Source organism: Nocardia pseudobrasiliensis NBRC 108224 (assembly GCF_001613105.1).
GTDB lineage: Bacteria > Actinomycetota > Actinomycetes > Mycobacteriales > Mycobacteriaceae > Nocardia > Nocardia pseudobrasiliensis.
Genome location: NZ_BDBS01000030.1, coordinates 99,614 through 120,684 on the forward strand (window position 1 = coordinate 99,614; position 21,071 = coordinate 120,684).

The 21,071-nt window shown below is 66.6% G+C and carries 21 protein-coding genes; 6 read left to right on the top strand and 15 right to left on the bottom strand.

Translation table 11 applies throughout. The features are described 5' to 3' along the window. Positions 1–3: 3 nt before the first annotated feature. From NP4_RS23180 to NP4_RS23215, 8 genes are read right to left on the bottom strand one after another with little or no spacing between them, the layout of a single operon-like run. On the bottom strand, positions 4–1,308 hold the full coding sequence (locus tag NP4_RS23180; protein WP_068001678.1) for an aspartate aminotransferase family protein: 1,305 nt from the start codon (positions 1,306–1,308) through the stop codon (positions 4–6). Then, positions 1,308–2,444 (bottom strand): ABC transporter substrate-binding protein, encoded by a 1,137-nt coding sequence (locus NP4_RS23185; protein ID WP_068001480.1) that lies wholly within the window; start codon positions 2,442–2,444, stop codon positions 1,308–1,310. Before NP4_RS23185 ends, NP4_RS23180 begins: the two co-directional genes overlap by 1 nt. Further along, a complete protein-coding gene (locus tag NP4_RS23190; protein ID WP_082876149.1) occupies positions 2,441–3,217 on the bottom strand; it encodes an ABC transporter permease in 777 nt (258 codons plus the stop codon). The genes NP4_RS23185 and NP4_RS23190 overlap by 4 nt, the downstream gene beginning before the upstream one ends. 20 nt (positions 3,218–3,237) lie before the next feature. Beyond that, a complete protein-coding gene (locus NP4_RS23195; protein ID WP_068001487.1) occupies positions 3,238–4,095 on the bottom strand; it encodes an ABC transporter ATP-binding protein in 858 nt (285 codons plus the stop codon). Positions 4,096–4,146: 51 nt separating this feature from the next. Next, positions 4,147–5,094 carry an ABC transporter permease gene (locus NP4_RS23200; RefSeq protein ID WP_082876150.1) on the bottom strand — a complete coding sequence of 316 codons (948 nt, stop codon included), beginning with the start codon at positions 5,092–5,094 and terminating at the stop codon, positions 4,147–4,149. Next, positions 5,091–6,128 carry a TIGR03842 family LLM class F420-dependent oxidoreductase gene (locus tag NP4_RS23205; RefSeq protein ID WP_068001489.1) on the bottom strand — a complete coding sequence of 346 codons (1,038 nt, stop codon included), beginning with the start codon at positions 6,126–6,128 and terminating at the stop codon, positions 5,091–5,093. Before NP4_RS23205 ends, NP4_RS23200 begins: the two co-directional genes overlap by 4 nt. Positions 6,129–6,152: 24 nt before the next feature. Next, on the bottom strand, positions 6,153–7,574 hold the full coding sequence (gene hydA / locus NP4_RS23210; RefSeq protein ID WP_068001492.1) for a dihydropyrimidinase: 1,422 nt from the start codon (positions 7,572–7,574) through the stop codon (positions 6,153–6,155). Further along, positions 7,571–8,410 (bottom strand): nitrilase-related carbon-nitrogen hydrolase, encoded by an 840-nt coding sequence (locus tag NP4_RS23215; RefSeq protein ID WP_068001495.1) that lies wholly within the window; start codon positions 8,408–8,410, stop codon positions 7,571–7,573. Before NP4_RS23215 ends, hydA begins: the two co-directional genes overlap by 4 nt. 350 nt (positions 8,411–8,760) lie before the next feature. Here NP4_RS23215 and NP4_RS23220 point away from each other — a divergent pair, with 350 nt between their 5' ends. Beyond that, positions 8,761–10,161: an aminotransferase-like domain-containing protein gene (locus NP4_RS23220; RefSeq protein ID WP_245997435.1), complete on the top strand. Its 1,401-nt coding sequence runs from the start codon at positions 8,761–8,763 to the stop codon at positions 10,159–10,161. 25 nt (positions 10,162–10,186) lie between these two features. On the opposite strand, the gene NP4_RS23225 is transcribed toward NP4_RS23220, so the two are convergent. After that, entirely contained in the window at positions 10,187–10,459 is a 273-nt protein-coding gene (locus tag NP4_RS23225) for a hypothetical protein (RefSeq protein WP_147287899.1), read from the bottom strand. Positions 10,460–10,689: 230 nt separating this feature from the next. Here NP4_RS23225 and NP4_RS23230 point away from each other — a divergent pair, with 230 nt between their 5' ends. Next, the gene (locus tag NP4_RS23230; RefSeq protein ID WP_245997437.1) at positions 10,690–11,415 is read left to right on the top strand and encodes a peptidylprolyl isomerase; all 726 of its coding nucleotides are present in this window, start codon (positions 10,690–10,692) and stop codon (positions 11,413–11,415) included. A gap of 106 nt (positions 11,416–11,521) precedes the next feature. Here NP4_RS23230 and NP4_RS23235 read toward each other — a convergent pair whose 3' ends face one another. From NP4_RS23235 to NP4_RS41115, 3 genes are all read right to left on the bottom strand, one after another. Next, entirely contained in the window at positions 11,522–13,045 is a 1,524-nt protein-coding gene (locus NP4_RS23235; RefSeq protein ID WP_068001501.1) for an ArnT family glycosyltransferase, read from the bottom strand. Then, a complete protein-coding gene (locus NP4_RS23240; RefSeq protein WP_068001503.1) occupies positions 13,042–13,674 on the bottom strand; it encodes a TetR/AcrR family transcriptional regulator in 633 nt (210 codons plus the stop codon). Before NP4_RS23240 ends, NP4_RS23235 begins: the two co-directional genes overlap by 4 nt. A 110-nt stretch (positions 13,675–13,784) precedes the next feature. Then, complete coding sequence (locus tag NP4_RS41115; protein WP_147287900.1) at positions 13,785–13,982, bottom strand: hypothetical protein; 198 nt, start codon at positions 13,980–13,982, stop codon at positions 13,785–13,787. A 167-nt stretch (positions 13,983–14,149) separates the two neighbouring features. Between NP4_RS41115 and NP4_RS23245 the strand changes: the two genes are divergently transcribed. Both NP4_RS23245 and NP4_RS41120 read left to right on the top strand, forming a co-directional pair. Further along, positions 14,150–15,391: a helix-turn-helix domain-containing protein gene (locus NP4_RS23245; RefSeq protein WP_068001506.1), complete on the top strand. Its 1,242-nt coding sequence runs from the start codon at positions 14,150–14,152 to the stop codon at positions 15,389–15,391. Positions 15,392–15,503: 112 nt separating this feature from the next. Then, positions 15,504–15,650, top strand: coding sequence for a hypothetical protein (locus NP4_RS41120; protein WP_156524935.1), 147 nt, complete (start codon positions 15,504–15,506; stop codon positions 15,648–15,650). A 268-nt stretch (positions 15,651–15,918) separates the two neighbouring features. Here the strand turns inward: NP4_RS41120 and arc are convergent, their stop codons facing one another. Further along, a complete protein-coding gene (gene arc / locus NP4_RS23255; protein WP_068001513.1) occupies positions 15,919–17,679 on the bottom strand; it encodes a proteasome ATPase in 1,761 nt (586 codons plus the stop codon). A 184-nt stretch (positions 17,680–17,863) separates the two neighbouring features. Between arc and NP4_RS23260 the strand changes: the two genes are divergently transcribed. Next, positions 17,864–18,412, top strand: a complete 549-nt coding sequence (locus NP4_RS23260; protein ID WP_082876152.1) for a WKL family lipoprotein — start codon at positions 17,864–17,866, stop codon at positions 18,410–18,412. 39 nt (positions 18,413–18,451) lie between these two features. Here NP4_RS23260 and NP4_RS23265 read toward each other — a convergent pair whose 3' ends face one another. Beyond that, a complete protein-coding gene (locus tag NP4_RS23265) occupies positions 18,452–19,285 on the bottom strand; it encodes a tRNA (adenine-N1)-methyltransferase (RefSeq protein ID WP_068001516.1) in 834 nt (277 codons plus the stop codon). A gap of 80 nt (positions 19,286–19,365) precedes the next feature. Between NP4_RS23265 and NP4_RS23270 the strand changes: the two genes are divergently transcribed. Continuing rightward, positions 19,366–20,217 (top strand): RecB family exonuclease, encoded by an 852-nt coding sequence (locus tag NP4_RS23270; RefSeq protein ID WP_082876153.1) that lies wholly within the window; start codon positions 19,366–19,368, stop codon positions 20,215–20,217. Here NP4_RS23270 and hisG read toward each other — a convergent pair. Continuing rightward, positions 20,214–21,065 carry an ATP phosphoribosyltransferase gene (hisG, locus tag NP4_RS23275; RefSeq protein ID WP_062509983.1) on the bottom strand — a complete coding sequence of 284 codons (852 nt, stop codon included), beginning with the start codon at positions 21,063–21,065 and terminating at the stop codon, positions 20,214–20,216. The two genes, NP4_RS23270 and hisG, sit on opposite strands and share 4 nt — an antisense overlap. Positions 21,066–21,071: the final 6 nt, after the last annotated feature.

The following is a 21,071-nucleotide window of genomic DNA, read 5'->3' on the forward strand; positions in this document are numbered from 1 at the left end:
GGCCTACCCGATATAGGCGTCGGCGACGTCGAGCACCTCATCGATGATCTCGAGGCCCTGACGGATCTCATCGGCGCTGGTCGGCAGGGGCGGCGCGACCTGAAACCGGTTCGCCGCCGCGAACGGCCACAGCCCGCGATCCTTGGCAGCGGCCACCACCCGGCCCATCGGCTCGGCCGCGGGCCCCGACGCCGCGAACGGAATGAGCGGTTCGCGTGAGACGGGATCGCGGACCAGTTCGAGCGCCCAGAAGAATCCCAGCCCACGCACCTCGCCGACCGATGGATGCCGGGTCGCCAAGTCCTGCAAACCCTTTCCGAGCACATCCGCGCCGACGGTCCGCACATGATCGAGAATGCCGTCCCGCTCGAACACCTTGATCGAGGCCACCCCGGCCGCACACGCCAGGGGGTGCCCGGCATAGGTGAGCCCGCCCGGATAGACCGTCTCGTCGTAGCGGGCGGCGATCGGTTCCGCGATGAGCACACCGCCGAGCGGTACGTAACCGGAGTTCACGCCCTTGGCGAAGGTGATCAGATCCGGCGCGACATCGAAGGCCTGCACGGCGAACCATTCGCCCACCCGGCCGAATCCGGCCATCACCTCGTCGGCGATATAGACGATGCCGAATTCGTCGCACAGCTCACGCACCCCGGCCAGGTACCCGGGCGGCGGCACCAGCACCCCGTTGGTGCCGACCACCGTCTCGAGAATCAGACCCGCGATGTGCTGGGGCCCCTCCAACTCGATCACCTGCCGCAGATGCCGCAGCGCGGCGGCGCACTCCTCCTCGGGACTGCTTGCCTGCCAGGCGGATCGGTAGGTGTAAGGCCCGAAGAAGCGCACCACGTCCACATTCGTCGGCTCGGCGCCCCAGCGCCGCGGCTCACCGGACAGACCGATCGCGGTGCCGGTGCCGCCGTGATACGAGCGGTAGGCCGACAGCATCTTGGTGCGCCCGGTATAGCTGCGCGCCAACCGCACCGCGTGTTCGATCGCCTCCGCGCCGCCGGTGGTGAACAGCACCCGGTTGAGCGCGCCGGGCGCGCGTTCGACGATCATCCGGGCCAGTTCGCTGCGCACCTCGTTGCCGACCGTCGGCGAGATCGTGGTGAGCGTATGTGCCTGCGCCACAATGGCTTCCACGATGTCGGGATGCTGGTGGCCGATATTGACGTTCACCAGCTGTGAGGAGAAGTCCAGATAGCGTTTGCCGGTGGCGTCCCAGAACCAGGATCCCGACGCACCGGTGATCGGCATCGGATTCACCGACGCCTGCGCGCTCCAGGGATAGAAGACATGGTCCATCATTTACCGCCTTCCGCCAGCGTCACCGCCTGCGGGGCGTACCCGCCTCCGATGATGTCGATACTCTGTGACTTCAACAGATCCAATGCCTTGACGACGTAATCGTTGGTATACGCGTCGTCGTCGGGCGTGCGGGTCAGCACGGTGTGACCCTCCTGATTGCGGGTCTGCTTCGCGATGGTCACCGTGCGATCCCACGCGGACGGGTCGATCGTGCCGATTCCATTGGGCGACGGCCAGATCAGCTTGTTCACCTCGTTGATCTGCCACTGCTGATGACTCGCACCGAGGGTGGATCCGGCGGCGACGGTCAGATCGCGGCAGGTATCGAGATGATCGCGACAGAACGCCCACCCCTTCAACGAGGCGGCGATGAATTTCACCGTCTGCTCTTGATATTTCGGATCCTTCAACTTCTCGGAATTGGCCCAGACGGCGTCCTGCAGCATGGCCACACCCTGATCGTTCCAGTCGATCGTGGTGAAATCGTCTGCGGTGTAGAGCTTTCCGTTGGCCGGATTCTTCGTTTCCAGCAATTGGGCGTATTCGTTGTAGGACATGGCCTGTGCGGCGTCGATGTCGTGGCCGAGGAAGGCGTTCATATCGAACTGCTGCTGAACCAGGGTGACATCCTTGGCCGGATCCAGCCCCGCCCGGGTCATCCCGGCGAAGAGTTCGAATTCGTTGCCGTAGCCCCAGTTTCCGACCTTCTTACCCTTCAGATCCGCCGGGCCGTTGATACCCGCGGACTTGAACGCCACCTGCTTGGTGCCCGAGCGTTGGAAGATCTGCGCCACATCGGTGATACCCGCGCCCGCCTCGCGGGAGGCCAGCGCCTTGGGCACCCAGGCGATCGCGTAATCGGCCTGCCCCTGGGCCAATACGGTCTGCGGCACGATATCGGTGCCGCCGTCGAGGATGTCGACGGCCAAGCCCTGCTCCTTGTAGAAGCCCTGATTGGCCGCGGCCAGATATCCGGCGAATTGCCCCTGTTTGAACCACTGCAGTTGCAGCTTCACCTTGGTCAGCCCGTCGGCGGTGGTGGTCGTATCGGTCGTACTGCAGCCGGTGACGGCCGCCAGGGCGAGGGCCGTCACCGCCAGCCAGGCGCGGAGTGTGGTTGCGGGACTTCTCATCTGATGCTCCGGAAGATCGTGCGAGGTCGTCGGGTGAGTTGTTCGAGCAGCAGGACGCCGCCGAGGAAGATCAGGCCCAGCGCCATGGACGCGACGACATAGGCCCAGGCGCGGGGATAGGCGGTATTGGCGGCCGCGGAGATGATGCGGCTGCCGAGTCCGTGCTGCAACCCGCCGAAATACTCGGCGATCAGCGCGGCGATGACCGCACCGGGTGCGGCGATCCGCAAGCCGGTGAACAGGTGCGGCAGTGCGGCCGGTAGGCGCACGGCTCGGGTGATCTGCCAACCCGTGGCGGCATACGCGATCATCAGGTCGGTGTGCACGGCCGGAACCTGCCGCAGGCCCTTGATCGTGCTGACATAGATCGGAAAGAACACCACGATCGTCGCGACGAGTCGACGCGGCAGATCGGTGGTGGTCGAGTACATCGAATTCAGCAGCGGCGCGAGCGCGACGATGGGCACCGCGGCCGCGGCGGCGGCCAGCGGGCCGAGCAGCCCGTCCACGACGCGAAACCGGACGGCCACGGTCGCCGCCACGATCCCGAGCGTCGCCCCGGCCAGCAGACCCACGAGGGCATTGGCCCCGGTCGCCAGCGCCGCTTCGGTGACATTGGCGGCGTTGGCGCGCAAGGCATCCCAAATCGCGGTCGGCGACGGCAGCAGATACGAGGGAACCCTGGCGGCCGTGGTGAGCAGTTGCCACGCGACCAGCACAATGATGCCGACGACGACCGGCGGCAGCAAACCGCGAACGGATCCACCCCTCATAGCCCACCGCACGCGCCCACTCATCGCGTTTCCTTACCGACCGCACCGGTCCGGTCGCCCTCATGCCCGCCGTGCAGCGCAGCCCGCACCTCCGCGACGGCGGCGAAAAATCCCTCGCTGGCACGAATATCGCTGTCGGCGGAAGACTTCCGGCCCCGCTCCCCGATCTCGACGACAGCGGAGATACGGCCCGGACGCGGGGTCATCACCACGACGCGGTCGGAGAGGAAGACCGCCTCGGGTATGGAGTGGGTGACGAAAACCACCGCCGCGCCGGTTTCCTCGGTAATGCGCAGTAGCTCACCCTGCATGCGTTCGCGGGTCATTTCGTCGAGGGCGCCGAAGGGCTCGTCCATCAACAGCAGCGGGGGTTTGCGGGCCAAGGCGCGGGCGATGGCGACTCGCTGCTGCATACCGCCGGACAGTTCACCCGGGAAGCGGCCGGCGAATTCGGTCAGGCCGGTCATTTCGAGCAGTTCCGCACTGCGTTGTCGGCGTTGGGATTTGGGTACTCGATGGATCTCGAGCGGTAATTCCACATTCTCCTGGACCGTACGCCATTCGAGGAGCCCGGCCTGTTGGAAGGCGATGCCGTAGTCCTGATCCAAGCGGGCTCGGTGCGCCGTCTTGCCGTGCACGGCAACGGTTCCCGAGGTGGGCTGCTCGAGATCGGCGACGATGCGCAGCAGGGTGGACTTGCCGCAGCCGGACGGGCCGATGAGTGAGACGAACTCCCCCGCCGCCACGGTCAGCGTGATCGCCTCGAGTGCGGTGACCTCGCCCGCGGGGTAAATCTTGCCGACCTGCCGCAGTTCCACGGCCGTCACGGCATCGGATCGCCTTGCCCCCGAGGCATTCTCGGCAACAGACGTATTCAACGGGTACCTCCTACCACCGCACGGGCGGGTCGAGCGGATGCCATGCGGCGGTCATCGGGTTCCGCCGGATGCGCGGCTGTAGCGGCGCAATGCCCGCTCGGCGATCGAGACCAGGGCGGTGAACACCACACCGAGCAGTGCGGCGGTCAGCACCGCGGCGTACAGGCGTGCGGCATTGCCGGTGGACTGTTGCGAGAAGACGATGATCTGACGTCCGATACCGCCCGCGGTGCCGGTGGATATCTCCGCGACCACCGCGCCGACCACCGCGGCCGCGGCCGCCAGGCGCAGCGCGGGCAGCAGGTACGGCACCGCCGCGGGTAACCGTAATCGCAGCAGCGTCGCCCACCACCCGGCCGCGAAACTGTGCAGCAGTTCCACCGAGGCCCGCGACGGTGACCGCAGCCCGCGCAGCATTCCGATGGCGACCGGGAAGAACACCAGATACGCCGCGATCACCACAATGCTCATCCACGGCCGCCAGGGTTGTCCCCCGATCGCGATCCGGCCGCCCCACCCGGCCACCAGCGGCGCCAACGCGATCAACGGCACCGTCTGCGACACGATCACATACGGGAACAGGCCGCGCTCCACCCAGACGAAGCGCTGCATCACCACCGCCAGCGCCACGCCCACGACGGTGCCCAGCGCCAGGGCGAGCAGCGCCAGCCCGAGCGTGAAACCCGCCGTGCGCAAGAGTGTTTCGCCGACCGTGCGGTGCCCGTCGCGTTCACCGAGCACGGTCACCACCGACCACACGTGCGGTAGGGCGCCGTCGGAGGTTCGCGGCAGCACCCGCTGTCCGCCGATGCTCACACCCTGAACGGGAACCAGCAGTTTCACCGATTCCCAGACCAGCGCGAGCAGTCCGGCCGCCGCGATCGGATACAGCCAGCGCGCGCGGCGGGTCCGCGCACCGAACCATCCGGTGCGCCCGCTGGCGGTATCCGCGAGCAGATCGGCGGCCGTCGCGGCCGCCTGTTCGCCGAGCACCGTCATCCGGCGCTCGCGGTCGCGGTGATCGGGCGGGCCAGCTGCGGGAGCACCGATTCCCCGTAGGCGTCCAGCGTGGCGGTCTTGGCGTCGTGCTGCAGATACACCGCGAACTGGTGCACGCCCAGCGCCTCGAGCTCGCGCAAACGCTGCACATGTTCCTCGGCCGTGCCCAGGACGCAGAAGCGATCCACGATCGCGTCGGGGACGAAATCGGCGTGGGTGTTGCCCGCGCGGCCGTGCTGGTTGTAGTCGTACCCGCTACGCCCCGCGATGTAGTCGGTCAGCGCGGCCGGAACCTCGCTGTCCCCACCGTATTTCGCGACGATATCGGCGACATGGTTGCCGACCATGCCGCCGAACCACCGGCACTGTTCGCGGGCGTGGACGAGGGATTCCTTCGACCCGTCGGTGACGTAGGCGGGCGCGGCCACGCAGATCGTCACCTCGTTCGGATCCCGTCCGGCCCGCTCGGCCGCCGCCCGCACCCGCGCCACAGTCCACGCCGTGATGTCCGGATCGGCCAGCTGCAGGATGAAACCGTCGGCGACCTCACCGGTCAGATCCAGTGCCTTGGGCCCGTATCCGGCCACCCACACCTCCAAACGCGAGGAGTGCGCCCACGGGAATCGCACGATGGTGTCGCCGACCCGGGCGCTGCGGCCATTGCCCAATTCCCTTATGACATCGATGGATTCGCGTAATCGCGCCAGCGTGGCGGGTGGATGGCCGAGTGTGCGCAAGGCCGAATCACCGCGGCCGATACCGCAGATGGTCCGATTGCCGAACATCTCGTTGAGCGTGGCGAAGGTCGAGGCGGTGACGGTCCAGTCCCGGGTGGACGGGTTGGTCACCATCGGACCCACCACGATCTTGCGGGTGGCGGCGAGGATCTGGCTGTAGATGACGTAGGGCTCCTGCCACAGCAGATGCGAGTCGAACGTCCAGGCGTGCGAAAAGCCGTACGTCTCGGCTATTCTCGCCAGTTCCACCACGCGCGACGCGGGCGGTGTGCACTGCAGAACCACACCGATGTCCATGGGGCACACTCCGTTTCCGGTCGTTCAGATGAGGTTCTGCGACAGTTCGCGGCGCACGAACCGGCCGTGGCCGGTGCTGCCGAGATACCGGTCGCCGTCGATGATCACCCGACCGCGCGAGAGCACGGTGTCGACGTGGCCGTCGATCTCGAAACCCTCGTAGGCCGAATAGTCCATATTCATGTGATGGGTCTTGCCGAGGCCGATGCTGGTGTGCCCGTTCGGATCGTAGATCACCACATCCGCGTCCGCGCCCGGGCTGATCACACCCTTGCGCGGGTACATGCCAAACATGCGCGCCGGGGTCGTACAGCACACCTCGACCCAGCGTTCCAGCGAGATCCGGCCGTCCTTGACGCCCTGGAACATCAGATCCATCCGGTGTTCCACGCCGCCGATGCCATTGGGGATCTTGCTGAAATCGCCTACGCCCAGCTCCTTTTGGTCCTTCATACAGAACGGGCAATGATCGGTGGCCACCGAGGTGACGTCGCCGGTGCGGATGTAGCGCCACAGCTCGTCCTGATGGCCCTCGGCGCGGGCGCGCAGCGGCGTCGAGCACACCCATTTAGCGCCCTCGAAACCCGGTGCGCCCAATTGTTCTTCGAGCGACAGGTACAGATACTGTGGGCAGGTCTCGCCGAAGACGTTCTGGCCCTGCCCGCGCGCGTGCGCGATCTGTTCGAGGGCTTGCTTGGCCGAGACGTGCACCACGTACAGAGGTGCGCCGGTCACCTGCGCGAGCATGATCGCCCGGTGGGTGGCCTCCTCCTCCATCTGCCACGGCCGGGTGACGCCGTGGTAGTACGGATCGGTGTCGCCACGTTGAATCGACTGCGCGACAAGGACATCGATCGCGATCCCGTTCTCCGCATGCATCATCAGCAGCGCGCCGAGGTCGGCGCTGGTCTGCATGGCGCGCAGGATCTTGCCGTCGTCGGAGTAGAACACGCCCGGATAGGCCATGAACAGTTTGAAGCTGGTCACGCCCTCGGACACCAATTCGGCCATCCCTTTGAGGGATTCGTCGTTGACGTCGCCGATGATCTGATGGAATCCGTAGTCGATGGCGCATTGACCGTCGGCTTTGGCATGCCAGGACGCGAGCGCGTCCTGCACGCGCACGCCCGGCGTCTGCACGACGAAATCGACGATGGTGGTGGTTCCGCCGAATGCGGCTGCGCGCGTGCCGGTTTCGAAGGTATCGGAGGCTTCGGTACCGCCGAAGGGCATCTGCATATGGGTGTGACCGTCGACGCCGCCGGGGATGACGTACTTGCCGGTGGCATCGATCACCACCTCCGCGGCATCGGCCGGATCGACGCCGAAGACCGATGCCCCCGGCCGCATCACCGCGGCGATGGTCTCGCCGTCGATCAAAACGTCGAGCGACTGAGACCCGGTGGCGGACACGACGATTCCGCCACGGATAAGGGTTCGACTCATGGCTTCACCAGCGGTCCGTAGGCGTCGGGACGGCGGTCGCGGTAGAAGGCCCAGCGGTCGCGGACGACCTTGATCAGGTCCATGTCCAGATCGCGGACGACGATCTCGGGGGAGGTGTCGGAGGCGACCTCGCCCACGAATTTGCCCTCGGGGTCGACGAAATAGCTGGTGCCGTAGAAATCGTCGTCGCCGTAATCGCTTTCGACGCCCACGCGGTTGATCGCCCCGATGTAGTACTCGTTGGCGACCGCGGCGGCGGGCTGTTCCAGCTTCCACAGGTAGGCCGACAGGCCGCGCGAGGTGGCCGAGGGGTTGAAGACGATCTCCGCACCCGCCAGGCCCAGGGCGCGCCAGCCCTCGGGGAAGTGCCGGTCGTAGCAGATGTAGACCCCGACGCGGCCGACCGCGGTGTCGAATACCGGCCAGCCCAGATTGCCGGGCCGGAAGTAGAACTTCTCCCAGAACCCGTTGACGTGCGGGATGTGGTGTTTACGGTATTTGCCCAGGTAGCTGCCGTCCGCGTCGATGACAGCGGCGGTGTTGTAGAGCAGACCGGGCTGCTCCTGCTCGTACACCGGCAGCACCATCACCAGGCCCAGTTCCTTCGCCAGCGCCGCGAAACGCTCGGTCGTGGGACCGGGCACCGATTCGGCGTAGTCGTAGAACTTCGCGTCCTGTAGCTGACAGAAGTACGGCCCGTAGAACAACTCCTGGAAACAGATCACCCGAGCACCCGCCGCGGCCGCCTGCCGTGCGTAGTCCTCGTGCGCTTTGATCATGGACTCCTTGTCGCCGGTCCAGTCGGTCTGGACGAGCGCGGCTCGAACGATTGCCATGCTTTGTGATTGTGCACCCTGAAGCAATTCCGTTGTGTTACAACGGTGAGGAAACAGTTTCGGGACCGTAAAAAGTCGTCCCGCTGATGGTCCGTGCCCGCGCTCCCCCGCAGAATGACGCTTGTGACCACCGTCCCCTACCTCCAGCCCGCCGCTCCTCCGGCCCCGGCCGGTAGGGAGAGCTGTCGACGGCCCCTACCGAGGCAAGCGCGGAATCTGCCGAGCAGACCGGCCGGACGAGCCTCGTCCGGGGCGGAGTCCCATTCACGCATCGAAGCCGTCGCGGCGCGGACGAATGCGGAGATCGGCCGATGACGGGCGCGGGATCGGGAGCGGCCTCGTCCGGGGCGGTGTCTGTTTCACGCGGGGATGTCGTCGCGGTCGGGGAGGTGGTGGCCGAGCTCGGGGATCGGTCCGCGGCGGGGATCGCGGCGGCGGTGGGGCGGGCCATTCGGTCGGGGGCGGTCGAGGTGGGGGCGCGGCTGCCGACCGTGCGGGATATGGCTCGAGAACTGCGGGTTTCGCCCGCGACGGTGAATCAGGCCTGGCGGGCGTTGGCGGCCACCGGGGCGATTGTGGCCCGGGGGCGGGCGGGGACGTTCGTGGGCGCGGGAGCGGTCGACGCGCCGCTCGGGCGATATCAGCGGCTGCATCCTCGGGGGGACAACGTTTTTCGGATCGACCTGTCCCGAGGGGTGCCGGATCCGGAGCTGCTGCCCGATCTGACCGCGGCCGTACGGGCGCTCGCGCGAGACGGAGCGATCGATCACCTGTCGGCCACCTATCTCGGCGATGCCATGCTGCCGGAGTTGGAGGCGGTGGTGCGGGGCGAATGGCCCAGTCGCGCCGAGCGATTCACCGTACTGGACGGCGCCTTGGACGCGGTGGACCGGGTGCTCACCGCACATGTGCGCTTCGGCGATGCGGTGCTGGTCGAAAACCCGTGCTTTCCACCGTTTCTCGATTTGCTGGCCCGGCTCGGCGCGCGGGCGGTTCCGGTGGACATGGACGAATCCGGCCCACTGCACGGCGAATTGGCCCAGGCGATAGCCGCGAACGATCCGACGGCGCTGCTGCTGCAACCCCGCGCGCAGAATCCGACCGGAGCCTCACTATCGGCGCGACGGGTGCGCGAGCTGGCCGAAGTCCTCTCGGGCACGGAGCTTCTCATCGTCGAGGACGACCACGCCGCCGGTATCGCGCACGCGCCGCCGCGTTCGCTCGGGGCTCGACTACCCGATCGCACGGTGCACATCAGGTCGTATTCGAAATCCCACGGCGCGGATCTGCGCCTGGCGGTGGTCGCCGGACCCGCCGACATCCTGGATCCGGTAGTCGAACGCCGCATGCTCGGTCCGGGCTGGAGCAGTCGATTGCTGCAAAGAGTCCTGCTGCACATGCTGACCGACGATGCCGCGCGCACGGCCGTCGCCGATGCCCGCAACGCCTACCGAGAACGGGCCGAGGCGCTACGCAAAGCCCTTGCCCGACAGGGCATTTCCATCCCACGGCCGGACGGCATCAATATGTGGCTCCCGGTCGCCGACGAGAACGCCGCCATGGTGTCCCTGGCCGCCGCGGGCATCAAGGCCGCGCCCGGCGGGCCGTTCGAGGTTACCGACCATCCGTCCAGCGACCATCTCCGCGTGACCATCGCGGCCGTACCGCACGGCGAAATTGCCTCGGTCGCAGCACATTTGGCATCCGCTGCGACCGCACCCCCCACCTACCGCCGAATCCGGCGCACCTGAGGGATGCGCCGGATCGCGGCCACGATCAGAACTGAACCGTTTGCGGCGCAACGCCGGTCGGGCACATCATGCCCATGGACGCCGCGCTCATCGGCTCGATCACCCAGGTCACCGGCAACTGCGCGGTGGGGCACATGGCGGTGCCCGTAATCGTCTGCGGTTGGGCTGTGCTGTTCACACAGACCGAGGCCGCACAGTACACCCCGTCGGGAATGCCCGCGCTCGCCGATCCCGCCGCCAAGGCCGAACCGGCCACCGCGATACCGACTCCCACCACACCCACAGCAATACGTTTCATCCTTGCTCCGTTCTCGCCTCCGGTCGCAACCGGATCATTGGTTATCAACGAGCAACTACTTCGGCACACTGTAGGACGTCGCGACGGCGTTCTCGGCTCGCCATGCCCGAACAGGACACACCGACCGGATGCCATCTTTTTCCGGCACTCTCCCGACGCATACAGCGCCCGGCATGGAATGATGCCCGACGACATCCCCCCGTGCGACCGGATCAAGGAGGCTCACCCCGGTGCAGAGCGTTCCCCAGACTTCCGAGCTCGATTCCGCCCAGCCCGCCCGGCGAATTCGTCGGCGCCACACAACTCTCCGTCGTCTCGGCCTGGTGGCCGCGGGCGTCTCCGTCGCGATCCTGGTCACCGGTCGCGCCTTCGCCGAACCCGTCCCCGCCCACACCCAGGCGCCCGGCTGTATGACCGCGGCCGACGCCCAGCCGCAGCCGGAGAAGTTCCCGGCCGAGCCCGCCATGTCGATCGATCCGAACGCGGCCTACACCACGAATCTGCAGACCAACTGCGGCACGATCACGCTGGCCATGGACGCCGCGCACGCCCCGCGCACAGTCAACTCCTTCAAATTCCTCTCCGACCAGCAGTATTTCAACAACACCCGCTGCCACCGGCTGACCACCGCGAACATCTTCGTCTTGCAGTGCGGTGACCAGACTGCCACCGGCACCGGCGATCCCGGCTACAAGTTCGACGACGAGAACCTCGTCGGCGCAACCTATCCGGCCGGTACCGTCGCCATGGCCAATTCGGGTCCGAACACCAATGGCAGCCAGTTCTTCCTGGTCTACTCCAACTCCCCGCTGCCGCCGCAGTACACGCCCTTCGCACACATCACCGAGGGCATGAACGTGCTGCAGAACATCGCCGCGGGCGGCACCCGCGACGGCTCCCCCGACGGACCGCCCGCCTCCGACATCGTCCTGCAGACGGTGACCACGACCAACTGATCCCGTGTCCGGCCGCCGCCGCTGGGCGGCGGCCGAACATCATCGCGGCGCCCCCGACCCGCGAGGGCTGTCGGGCCAGTCCGCAAACGGCTTCTCGGCTCGAAGCTCAGCCCAGCCGCAATATGCCCGGCCAGGTCTGGGACCACGCGGTTTTCGGGTCGTCGCAGCGCCAGATGGTGACGTCGGTGTTCTCCTCCGGAATCCCGAGCCGGGAGTGCGGGCGGGCGATCGGGGTGACCGAGGCGAAACGCGTACGCAGGTCGGCCTCGTCGCCGCCCACCCACAGGACCGTGGTCGCCGAATCCGGTGGCGTGCCGAAATAGCCGAAACCGCGGTTGGGGCTGTACACCGCCGGTAGACCGTCGGCCTCGCGGTAGAAGTCCAGGGCGCTTGCCTGCCAGTACGATTCGGTGATCACCACGGCGTCGGCGCGCTGCGCCTCGGGCAGTGCGCGGTAGGCCGCCCCGGTGGCCGCGGCCAGTTCCGGCCAGCCGAGTTTGGCGTAGGTCCCCATATTCAGCATCGCCGCCCTCTGGTCGGCGGCGGGTTGCAGCTCGTGTTCCGGCTTCAGCGGCAGGCTGCTCACAGTGAGCGCCGCCGACGCGACCGCCAGCACCGCCGCCACGATCGTGCGCCAGCGCGCGGCGCGTCGCATCCAGAACACCGCGCCGGCCGCCATCACCACCGGGTAGATCCCCACGACGTAGTACGGCCGTCCGTCGGTGATCAGAAACACCGCGAACAGCACCGGTAGCGCCACACCGAAAAAGCGATACGGCCGCAACGCCTCCCAGCGGAACAGCGCGACCATTCCGCACACGACCAGCAACAGACCCAGCACACCGGCGGACACCAGCGCCAGGGGCACGAAGGTCAACCGGCCGCCGATAGTCTCCTGTTCGGAGGCCACCTGCGCGCTCATACCCAGCTGCGGCCAGTCGTGCCGCGCCTGCCAGAACAGACTGGGCAGCATGGTCAATCCCGTCACCGCGGCGCCCCACCACAGTGCCGGACGCCGCAGCAGCTCCCGCGGGCCGCAGATCAGCACACCGATCGCCACCGCCACCCAGAGGAACGGAATCAGCCACTTCACCTGCATATCGATCGCGGTGACGACACCGGCCCACAAAAGCAGATCGTCGCGACGGGTGCGGACCCAGCGCACCAGCAGCCAGGTGATCGCCACCCACAGCGCGGTATCGATCGTGTTGGTGGACAACTGCGTTCCCTGAACCAACAGGAAGACCGAGGTGGCGTAGGTGACCGCGGACAGCGTCTGCGCGCCGCGCGATCCGCCGAACTCCCGGGCGATCTGCGCGCTGAGCACGATCGCCCCCAGGGTCACCAGCACCGATGGAATCCGTTGCGCCACCAGCGAACCCGGCGCGATCAGATCCATCAGCCGCGCGATCGCGGGCAGCAGCGGACCCTGATCGGCATAGCTCTCGGCGAGCCTGCGTCCGGCGGCGATGAAATACAGTTCATCGCCGAAGAATCCGTATCGGCCGATCGAGACGCCCATCGCGATCGCCGCGACGACGACCACCGCCGCCACCCCGGCCCTCGCGAACGGCGGTAACGCCGCGCTCGTATCCGGCTGGCGCGCATCGGTTTCCAGCACCGTACTCATCGGTTCTTCCCCTTCCCCGTGGCCAGTTCGAAGATCCGGCACACTTCCGCGGTGTATTTGCCCACGTCCCAATCGGGTTCGCGGATGGCACGCCCCGCCGCGCCGTCGATGATGTCGCGCATGACCTTGGCCATCACCACCGGATCGAAGTCGCCGAATTCGCCGTCGTCCTGACCGGCGCGCAGCATCTCGATCAGCGGCCGGATGATCGGTTCCTCGGCGTTGTCCGAGCCGAATCGCAGCGACCCATCGGCATCGCGCAGATTGGTCACCACATCCATCAGCGCGCCGAGGTAGGTCCGGTTGTCGTCGATGAATTGCAGATTGGTTGTCAGATAGGTCATCACCTTGTCGCGCGCTCCCACGGCCTGACCGATCAGCGGAGCCATGAACTCACCCCCGGAGATGTAGAGCTGGGTGACCAGTTCGGCCATCAGCTCGTCCTTACCGTCGAAGTGGTAGGAGATCACCCCTTTGGAGATCCCCGCCTGCTTCGCGATGCGTGCCAGCGACGCGTTCGTATACCCGACCTCGGAAATCACCTCGACCGCCGCGGCAATGATCTGCCGTCGCCGCGCCTCCTCGATGAACGACCGCCGTCGACCACTCGTCTCATTTTCTGGCCGCATGGCCAAATTTTAGGCCGCCCGGACACCTCTCGCCAGCCAGAGCTTCCCAGGGCAAGCGAAAGGGCCGCTCTCCCTATGGGAGCGCGGCCCTCGTGCCAGGCAGGATCTCGTCACGACAGGTGGTTCTGGACCAGGAACGTCACGAGATTGACTACCCACATATGCAGCGGCTCGGGCAGAAACGCGTACGGATCCGGCCCCGGCGGGTTGGCACCGGCGGTCCCGCCTGCGACGAACAGCAGCGCGATGACCGTCGCCGCGGTGATAAGAATCCTGATCCTGCGCATAGCTCCCCTGTCCTCGATCATCGGACTGCGACCTAGGGATGACATCACGGTTGATCAATCAACTGTTACCGCGACGGATGACGTTCCGACGAGGCGACACTCCCACGGCCGGATTGGTGGTAAGCGAACGCCGGCCGATGCACCGAGGACCGCCACCGCGCATCGCCGATCCGGCTACGCTTGACAGAGTGCTTGACGATCTCGCCGGTAGACGGACGGGTGAGCGCATCCAGATTCTGCGGCAGCGCAAGGGCTTGACGCGGCCGGTGCTGGCTGGGCTGGTTGGGATGTCCGCGTCATGGCTCAAGGGGATCGAGCGAGGTACTCGATTGCCGCCGCGATTACCGCAATTGGTGAAACTCGCCGAGGCTCTGGCGGTTGGCGACGTGGCGGTCCTCGCCGGGATTGATATGGATCTGGGCGGAGCCACATCGGTCCCAGTGGCGTCGTTCGCGCGCATTCCGCACGACGCGGTGCCCGCGATCCGCGAGGCCGTTCGCGATCCCCTGCTCGTGACCCCGCCGGGGCCGGTCGATGTGACGGCGCTGGCATCCAGGACCTCCGATGCCTGGCGGCTGTGGCATCGATCCAGTCAACATCGCACCGATGTCGGCCGCATTCTCCCCCGGTTGGTCACCGACGCTCGTATCGCGGCGCGGACTGCCGAAGGTCCGGACCGCCGCGCCGCCAGCGCGGTCTTGGCAGATGTATATGCCCTGGTGCAGCACGAAGTCGTATGGGCCAGCGAGACGGATCTGATCTGGACCGCGGCCGATCGGGCCATGTCAGCCGCGCAGGACGCGGATACACCCGCCGCGTTGGCAAGCGCTGGATGGACGCTCGGGATGGTGCAGCGCTCCGTCGGCGACACCGACGCCGCCTTGGCCCTCGCCCTCGATGTGCTGGCGCTGCTCGAACCGCGTCTGGAACACGTCGAAGATGACGTTCGAGGCATGTATGGCGCGCTTCAACTGCACGCAGCGGTCACGGTTGCCAGAGACGGTCGCGAAGGTGACGCCTGGCGGCACTGGGACGCCGCGCGCACGACTGCAATACGGCTCGGCGACGGGTACAACCATCCGTGGACCATGTTCGGCACATCGAACGTCAAGCTGCACGCGGTATCCATCGCCGCCGATCTGTCCAAATCATCGGACGTTCGCAATCATGCCGAAGACATTGATCCGGACGAGATTCCCAGCCGTGAGCGCCGCGGGCGGCTCGGCGTCGAAATCGCCCGCTCCTACCACCAGCGCCGCGATTACGCCGCCACACTGCATTGGCTCGAGCAGGCGTTCGATATCTCCACGGACTCCGTGCGCTACTCACCGACAGCACGGCAGATGACCGCCGAAACCGTAGACCAGGGTGGGGCGCTCATCAGCCGCAGGGCGCGGTCACTCGCGCGAAGTCTCGGACTGCCCGTCTGATCAGGTACGCATACTGCACCCCTCGCAGTGCTACCGCACATCACGCCCCTGAGAGCAGTTCGGCTGCCTCACGCTGTTTCCCAGGCCGGTGAGGAACAGCGAAGGAGCGCAGATGTTTCCAGATCCGATTCCCGATCCCGGCGGGACACTCGAACATCTCGACGGAAGACAGGATGTACTCGACCATCATCCCCAGGACGACGTCGATCGCATCATCTCCCGTTGGCGTGAACAGCACCATCCAGAGCGCGACCGATGATGGTTCTCGACGCGGACAACAGCATCGCCGAATACTGCTGTGAGGTCTGGCCCGCCGACCTGTGCACCGAACGCGCACTGGAGCTTTATCGTCTTCACAAACGAGCACTCCCTCACGCGCTGCTCGGTACGGCTGGCGGCCCTCGCAAGGCTTGTCGGTGTTCGCTGTCGGCCGTCGCATGCTCGGCGGTGAGGGATCCCGGGCCGGGTGCACCGTTATGCGAAGGGCCGCAATCTCGATCGAGATTGCGGCCCTTGCGGTTCCGGGCTTACAGGTACTGGCCCGTGTTGGACTCGGTGTCGATCGCTCGGCTGGCCGAGGCGTTCTTGCCGGTGACCAGGGTGCGGATGTAGACGATCCGCTCGCCCTTCTTGCCCGAGATGCGGGCCCAGTCATCGGGATTCGTGGTGTTGGGCAGGTCCTCGTTCTCGGAGAACTCGTCCACGATCGAATCGTAGAGATGCTGGATGCGCAGGCCGGGGTTGCCGGTTTCGAGCACGGACTTGATGGCGTACTTCTTGGCGCGGTCCACGATGTTCTGGATCATGGCGCCGGAGTTGAAGTCCTTGAAGTACAGGACCTCCTTGTCACCGTTGGCGTAGGTGACCTCCAGGAAGCGGTTGTCCTCGCTCTCGGCGTACATGCGCTCGACGACGCGTTCGATCATCGTCTTGACGCACTTGGGCCGATCGCCGCCGAATTCGGCGATATCGTCGGCGTGCAGCGGCAGGCCCTCGACCAGGTACTTCGAGAAGATGTCCTGCGCGGCTTCGGCATCCGGGCGTTCGATCTTGATCTTCACGTCCAGGCGGCCGGGCCGCAGGATGGCCGGGTCGATCATGTCCTCGCGGTTGGACGCGCCGATCACGATGACGTTCTCGAGGCCCTCCACGCCGTCGATCTCACTGAGCAACTGCGGCACGACCGTGGTCTCCACATCGGAGGACACACCCGAACCGCGGGTCCGGAAGATCGAGTCCATCTCGTCGAAGAACACGATCACCGGGGTGCCCTCGGAGGCCTTCTCCCGAGCGCGCTGGAAGATGATCCGAATATGCCGCTCGGTCTCGCCGACGAACTTGTTCAGCAGCTCGGGACCCTTGATGTTGAGGAAGAAGGACTTGGCCTCCTTGGCGTCCTCACCGCGCGCCTCGGCGATCTTCTTGGCCAGCGAGTTGGCCACGGCCTTGGCGATCAGGGTCTTACCGCAGCCGGGCGGGCCGTAGAGCAGGACGCCCTTGGGCGGACGCAACGCGTACTCGCGGAACAGATCCTTGTGCAGGAAGGGCAGTTCGACCGCGTCGCGGATCTGCTCGATCTGGCGCGTCAGGCCGCCGATGTCCTCGTAGTCGACATCGGGAACCTCTTCGAGCACGAGGTCCTCGACCTCGGCCTTGGGGATGCGCTCGAACGCGAAACCGGCCTTGGTGTCGACCAGCAGCGAATCGCCGGGGCGCAGCTTGCGGATCGGCTGGTCCGGATCGTCGACGTCGTCGGCGTCGACCAGCGAGCTCAGCGGGCCCGACAACCAGACCACGCGCTCCTCGTCGGCATGGCCGACCACCAGGGCGCGGCGGCCGTCGTCGAGGATCTCGCGCAGCGTTCCGATCTCACCGGTCTGGTCGAAGGTGCCCGCCTCGACCACCGTCAACGCCTCGTTGAGACGGACCGTCTGCCCGTAGTGCAGGGTCGCGGTGTCGATATTCGGCGAACAGGTCAACCGCATCTTGCGTCCGGAGGTGAACACATCGACCGTCTGATCGTCGTAGACCCCGATCAGGACGCCGTAGCCGCTCGGCGGCTGGCCCAGCCGATCGACCTCCTCGCGCAGCGCGACCAGTTGCTGGCGGGCTTCCTTCAGGGTGTCCATGAGTTTGGTGTTGCGAATCGTCAGCGAATCGATCCGCGCTTCCAATTCCCTTGTGCGATCCGGCGAGTCGGCGAGTTGCCTCCGGAGTGCAGCCGCCTCGGCGCGTACTGCCTCGAGTTCCCTCCAGGCCGCCGAATCCGAATTCTCGATGGGGCTCATGATGCTGCTCCTCCCAGTCCCGGTCTATCAACGCTACCGGGCGCGAACCGTTCTCGCTTTCCGACATGGTTTCGTCGTGATCACATCTCGGCTGCGGCCTGCGGCCGAGCAACCATGTTAGCCTGCCCTAACCTGTTTCCGGCGAGTTAATTTCGCCGGACCGAACGAAAGGTGTGTGTGTTCGATGCTCCTTCCCCTCGGTGATACCCGCTGTAGTGGCAACGTCGCACGGACTGTTCGTGTTTCCGTTGCTACCGCATTCGCGGCCCTTGCCGTTACGGGCATTGTGGCCTGCGGGTCCGACAAGTCCGATGAGGCGCCCGCGAGTAGCACCCCCAGCAAGGCTGTGACCAGCATCACCGCCTCCGCCGGAGCGAGCGCCCAGGCCGCGGCCGCGCCCACCCCGGATTCGCTGCAGGCCACCCTCGACGGCCTCGTCGATCCCGCCAAACCGACCGCGGACAAGGAGAAGCTGACCGTCGACGGCGCCAAGCGCGCGGCCAATATCGACACCATGACCAAGGGCCTGGCCAACTACGGCAAGATCCTGTTCACCGTGTCCGATGTGAAGGCCTCCGGTGACACCGCCACCGCACAGGTCGTCATCACCTCCCCGCACGGTCCCGCGCCGGCGATGCCGATGACCTGGCAGCACGGCGCCGAGGGCTGGCAGCTCTCCGATGCCAGCACCTGCCAGATCCTGGCCATGGGTATGGCCCCCTGCCAGGCGTAACCGCCTGTCCCCCAGCTTCTTCCAAGCCGCGGCCCGCCCTCAGCCCTTCGACGGGCGGCGCTGCGGCTTCGGCGGCGTCACACCGTCGGCCAACCGGCGCGCGCTGACCAGGAACGCCGTATGCCCCTGCATGCGGTGTTCCGGGCGCACGGCCAGGCCGACGACGTGCCACGGCCGGATCAGCGATTCCCACGCCCGCGGCTCGGTCCAGCACTGCTGCTGACGCAGCGCCTCCACGACCTCCGACAGCTGGGTCACCGTCGCGACATAGACGATCAGCACACCACCGGGGATAAGCGCCTTCGCCACCGACGGCAGCGCCTCCCAGGGCTTGAGCATGTCCAGCACCGCGCGATCCACGCCGTCGCCCTCGTAATCGGCGACATCGCCGACGGTCAGACTCCAATTGGCGGGTCGTTCGCCGAAGAATCGCTCGACATTGCGGACCGCGTGCTCGGCGTGATCGTCGCGGATCTCGTAGGAGACGACCTTGCCCTCGGGACCGACCGCGCGCAGCAGCGAGCAGGTCAGCGCGCCGGAGCCCGCCCCCGCCTCCAGCACCCGCGCACCGGGGAACACATCACCCTCGTGCACGATCTGCGCGGCGTCCTTGGGATAGATGACCGCGGCGCCGCGCGGCATGGACAGGACGTAGTCGACCAGGAGCGGACGCAGTGCGAGATACGGTGTGCCGTTGGCCGATTGGACCACACTGCCCTCGTCCGCGCCGATCAGGTCGTCGTGGCGGATCTGGCCCTTGTGGGTGTGGAACTCCTTGCCCGCCTCCAGCACAACCGTGTGCTGGCGGCCCTTGGCATCGGTCAGTTGCACCCGGTCACCGCTGGTGAATGGACCGGTCCGTCTGGCCGTCATGGATCTCCGTTCTGGTGGGTGATTGCGAGGTCGGTTCGGGCGTGCCGGAATTGTCGGTGCCCCCGGATAGCCTGCCAGGTATGACAGCGCCCTCGACGCCGACCCCGGGCTTCGGTGTGACCACCGACAAGCCCAGCGCACACGCCTTGGCCCTGTCGCCGTCGCGCGCAAACGATTTCAAACAATGTCCGTTGAAATACCGATTGCGGGCGATAGATCGGATTCCGGAGCGGCCCGCGCGCCATACCGTGCGGGGCACCGTCGTGCACTCGGTGCTGGAATCGCTGTACGGGTTACCCAGCAGTGAACGCGTTCCGGATCGGGCCGCGGCGCTGGTGGTCCCGGCGTGGGAGCGTTTGCTGGCCGAACACCCCGAGGTGGGTGAGCTGGTGCCCGATGGACCGGAGCAGTTCCTCGACGAGGTGCACGAGTTGGTGCGCGGCTATTACCGGCTGGAGGATCCGACCGCCTTCGATCCCGAATCGTGCGAATCGCTCATCGAGGTCGAACTGCCGGACGGGTCGCCGCTGCGCGGCTATGTCGATCGGATAGATATCGCCTCGACGGGTCAGCTGCGCGTGGTCGACTACAAGACCGGCCGTTCGCCCGTCGAGCGCGGTGAGGGGCGGGCGCTGTTCCAGCTGAAGTTCTACGCGCTGATCATGCTGCGTTCGCGCGGTGTGGTCCCCGCGCAGCTGCGGCTGATCTACCTGTCCGACGGCCAGATCCTCACCTACACCCCGGACGAGGAGGAACTGCTGCGCTTCGAGCGCATCCTGTCCGCGCTGTGGGAGGCGATCAGCATCGCCGGACGCACCGGCGACTTCCCGCCCAATCCGAGCTGGGTGTGCGAGTACTGCGACTACAAACCCCTGTGCCCGGCATACGGCGGCACGCCGCCGCCGTATCCGGGGTGGCCGGAAAAGGATTAGAACGCGCGGCAGGAGCGGATGTCGAAGGCCAGGATGGCCTTCGCGCCGAGTTCGGCGAGCTGATCCATCACGGCGTTGGCCTCCTTGCGCGGGACCATGGCGCGCACGGCGATCCAGCCGGGATCCGCGAGCGGGGAGACGGTCGGCGATTCCAGGCCGGGGGTGATCCGCACCGCGTCGTCGAGCAGTTCCTTCGGGCAGTCGTAATCGAGCATCAGGTACTGCTGCCCGAACACCACGCCCTGCACGCGGGCGACGAGCTGATTGCGGGCCCGGTCGCGGTGATCGGATCCGGCCGCCTCGATCAGCACCGCCTCCGAATCGCACAGCGATTCGCCGAACGCGATCAGATTGTGCTGCCGCAGGGTTCGGCCCGAGCCGACCACATCGGCGATGGCGTCGGCGACGCCGAGCTGGATCGAGATCTCCACCGCGCCGTCGAGCCGAATCACCTCGGCCTCGATGCCGCGCCGCTGCAGATCGCGCAGCACCAGATTGGGGTAGGAGGTGGCGATGCGCTTGTCGTAGAGATCCTCGACCTTCCATTCGCGCCCGGCGGGGGCGGCGTAGCGGAAGGTGGAGCGGCCGAACCCGAGGCTCAGCCGCTCCTGCACCGGCGCACCCGAATCCAGCGCCAGGTCTCGTCCGGTGATACCCAGATCGAGCTCGCCCGAACCTACGTAGATGGCAATGTCTTTCGGCCGCAGGAAGTAGAACTCGACCTGATTGGCATTGTCGAGGACCGACAGGTCGCGCGAATCGGTGCGCTTGCGGTAGCCGGCCTCGGACAGGATCTCGAGGGCCGATTCGGAGAGGGCGCCTTTATTGGGGATGGCGACGCGGAGCATGAGGGT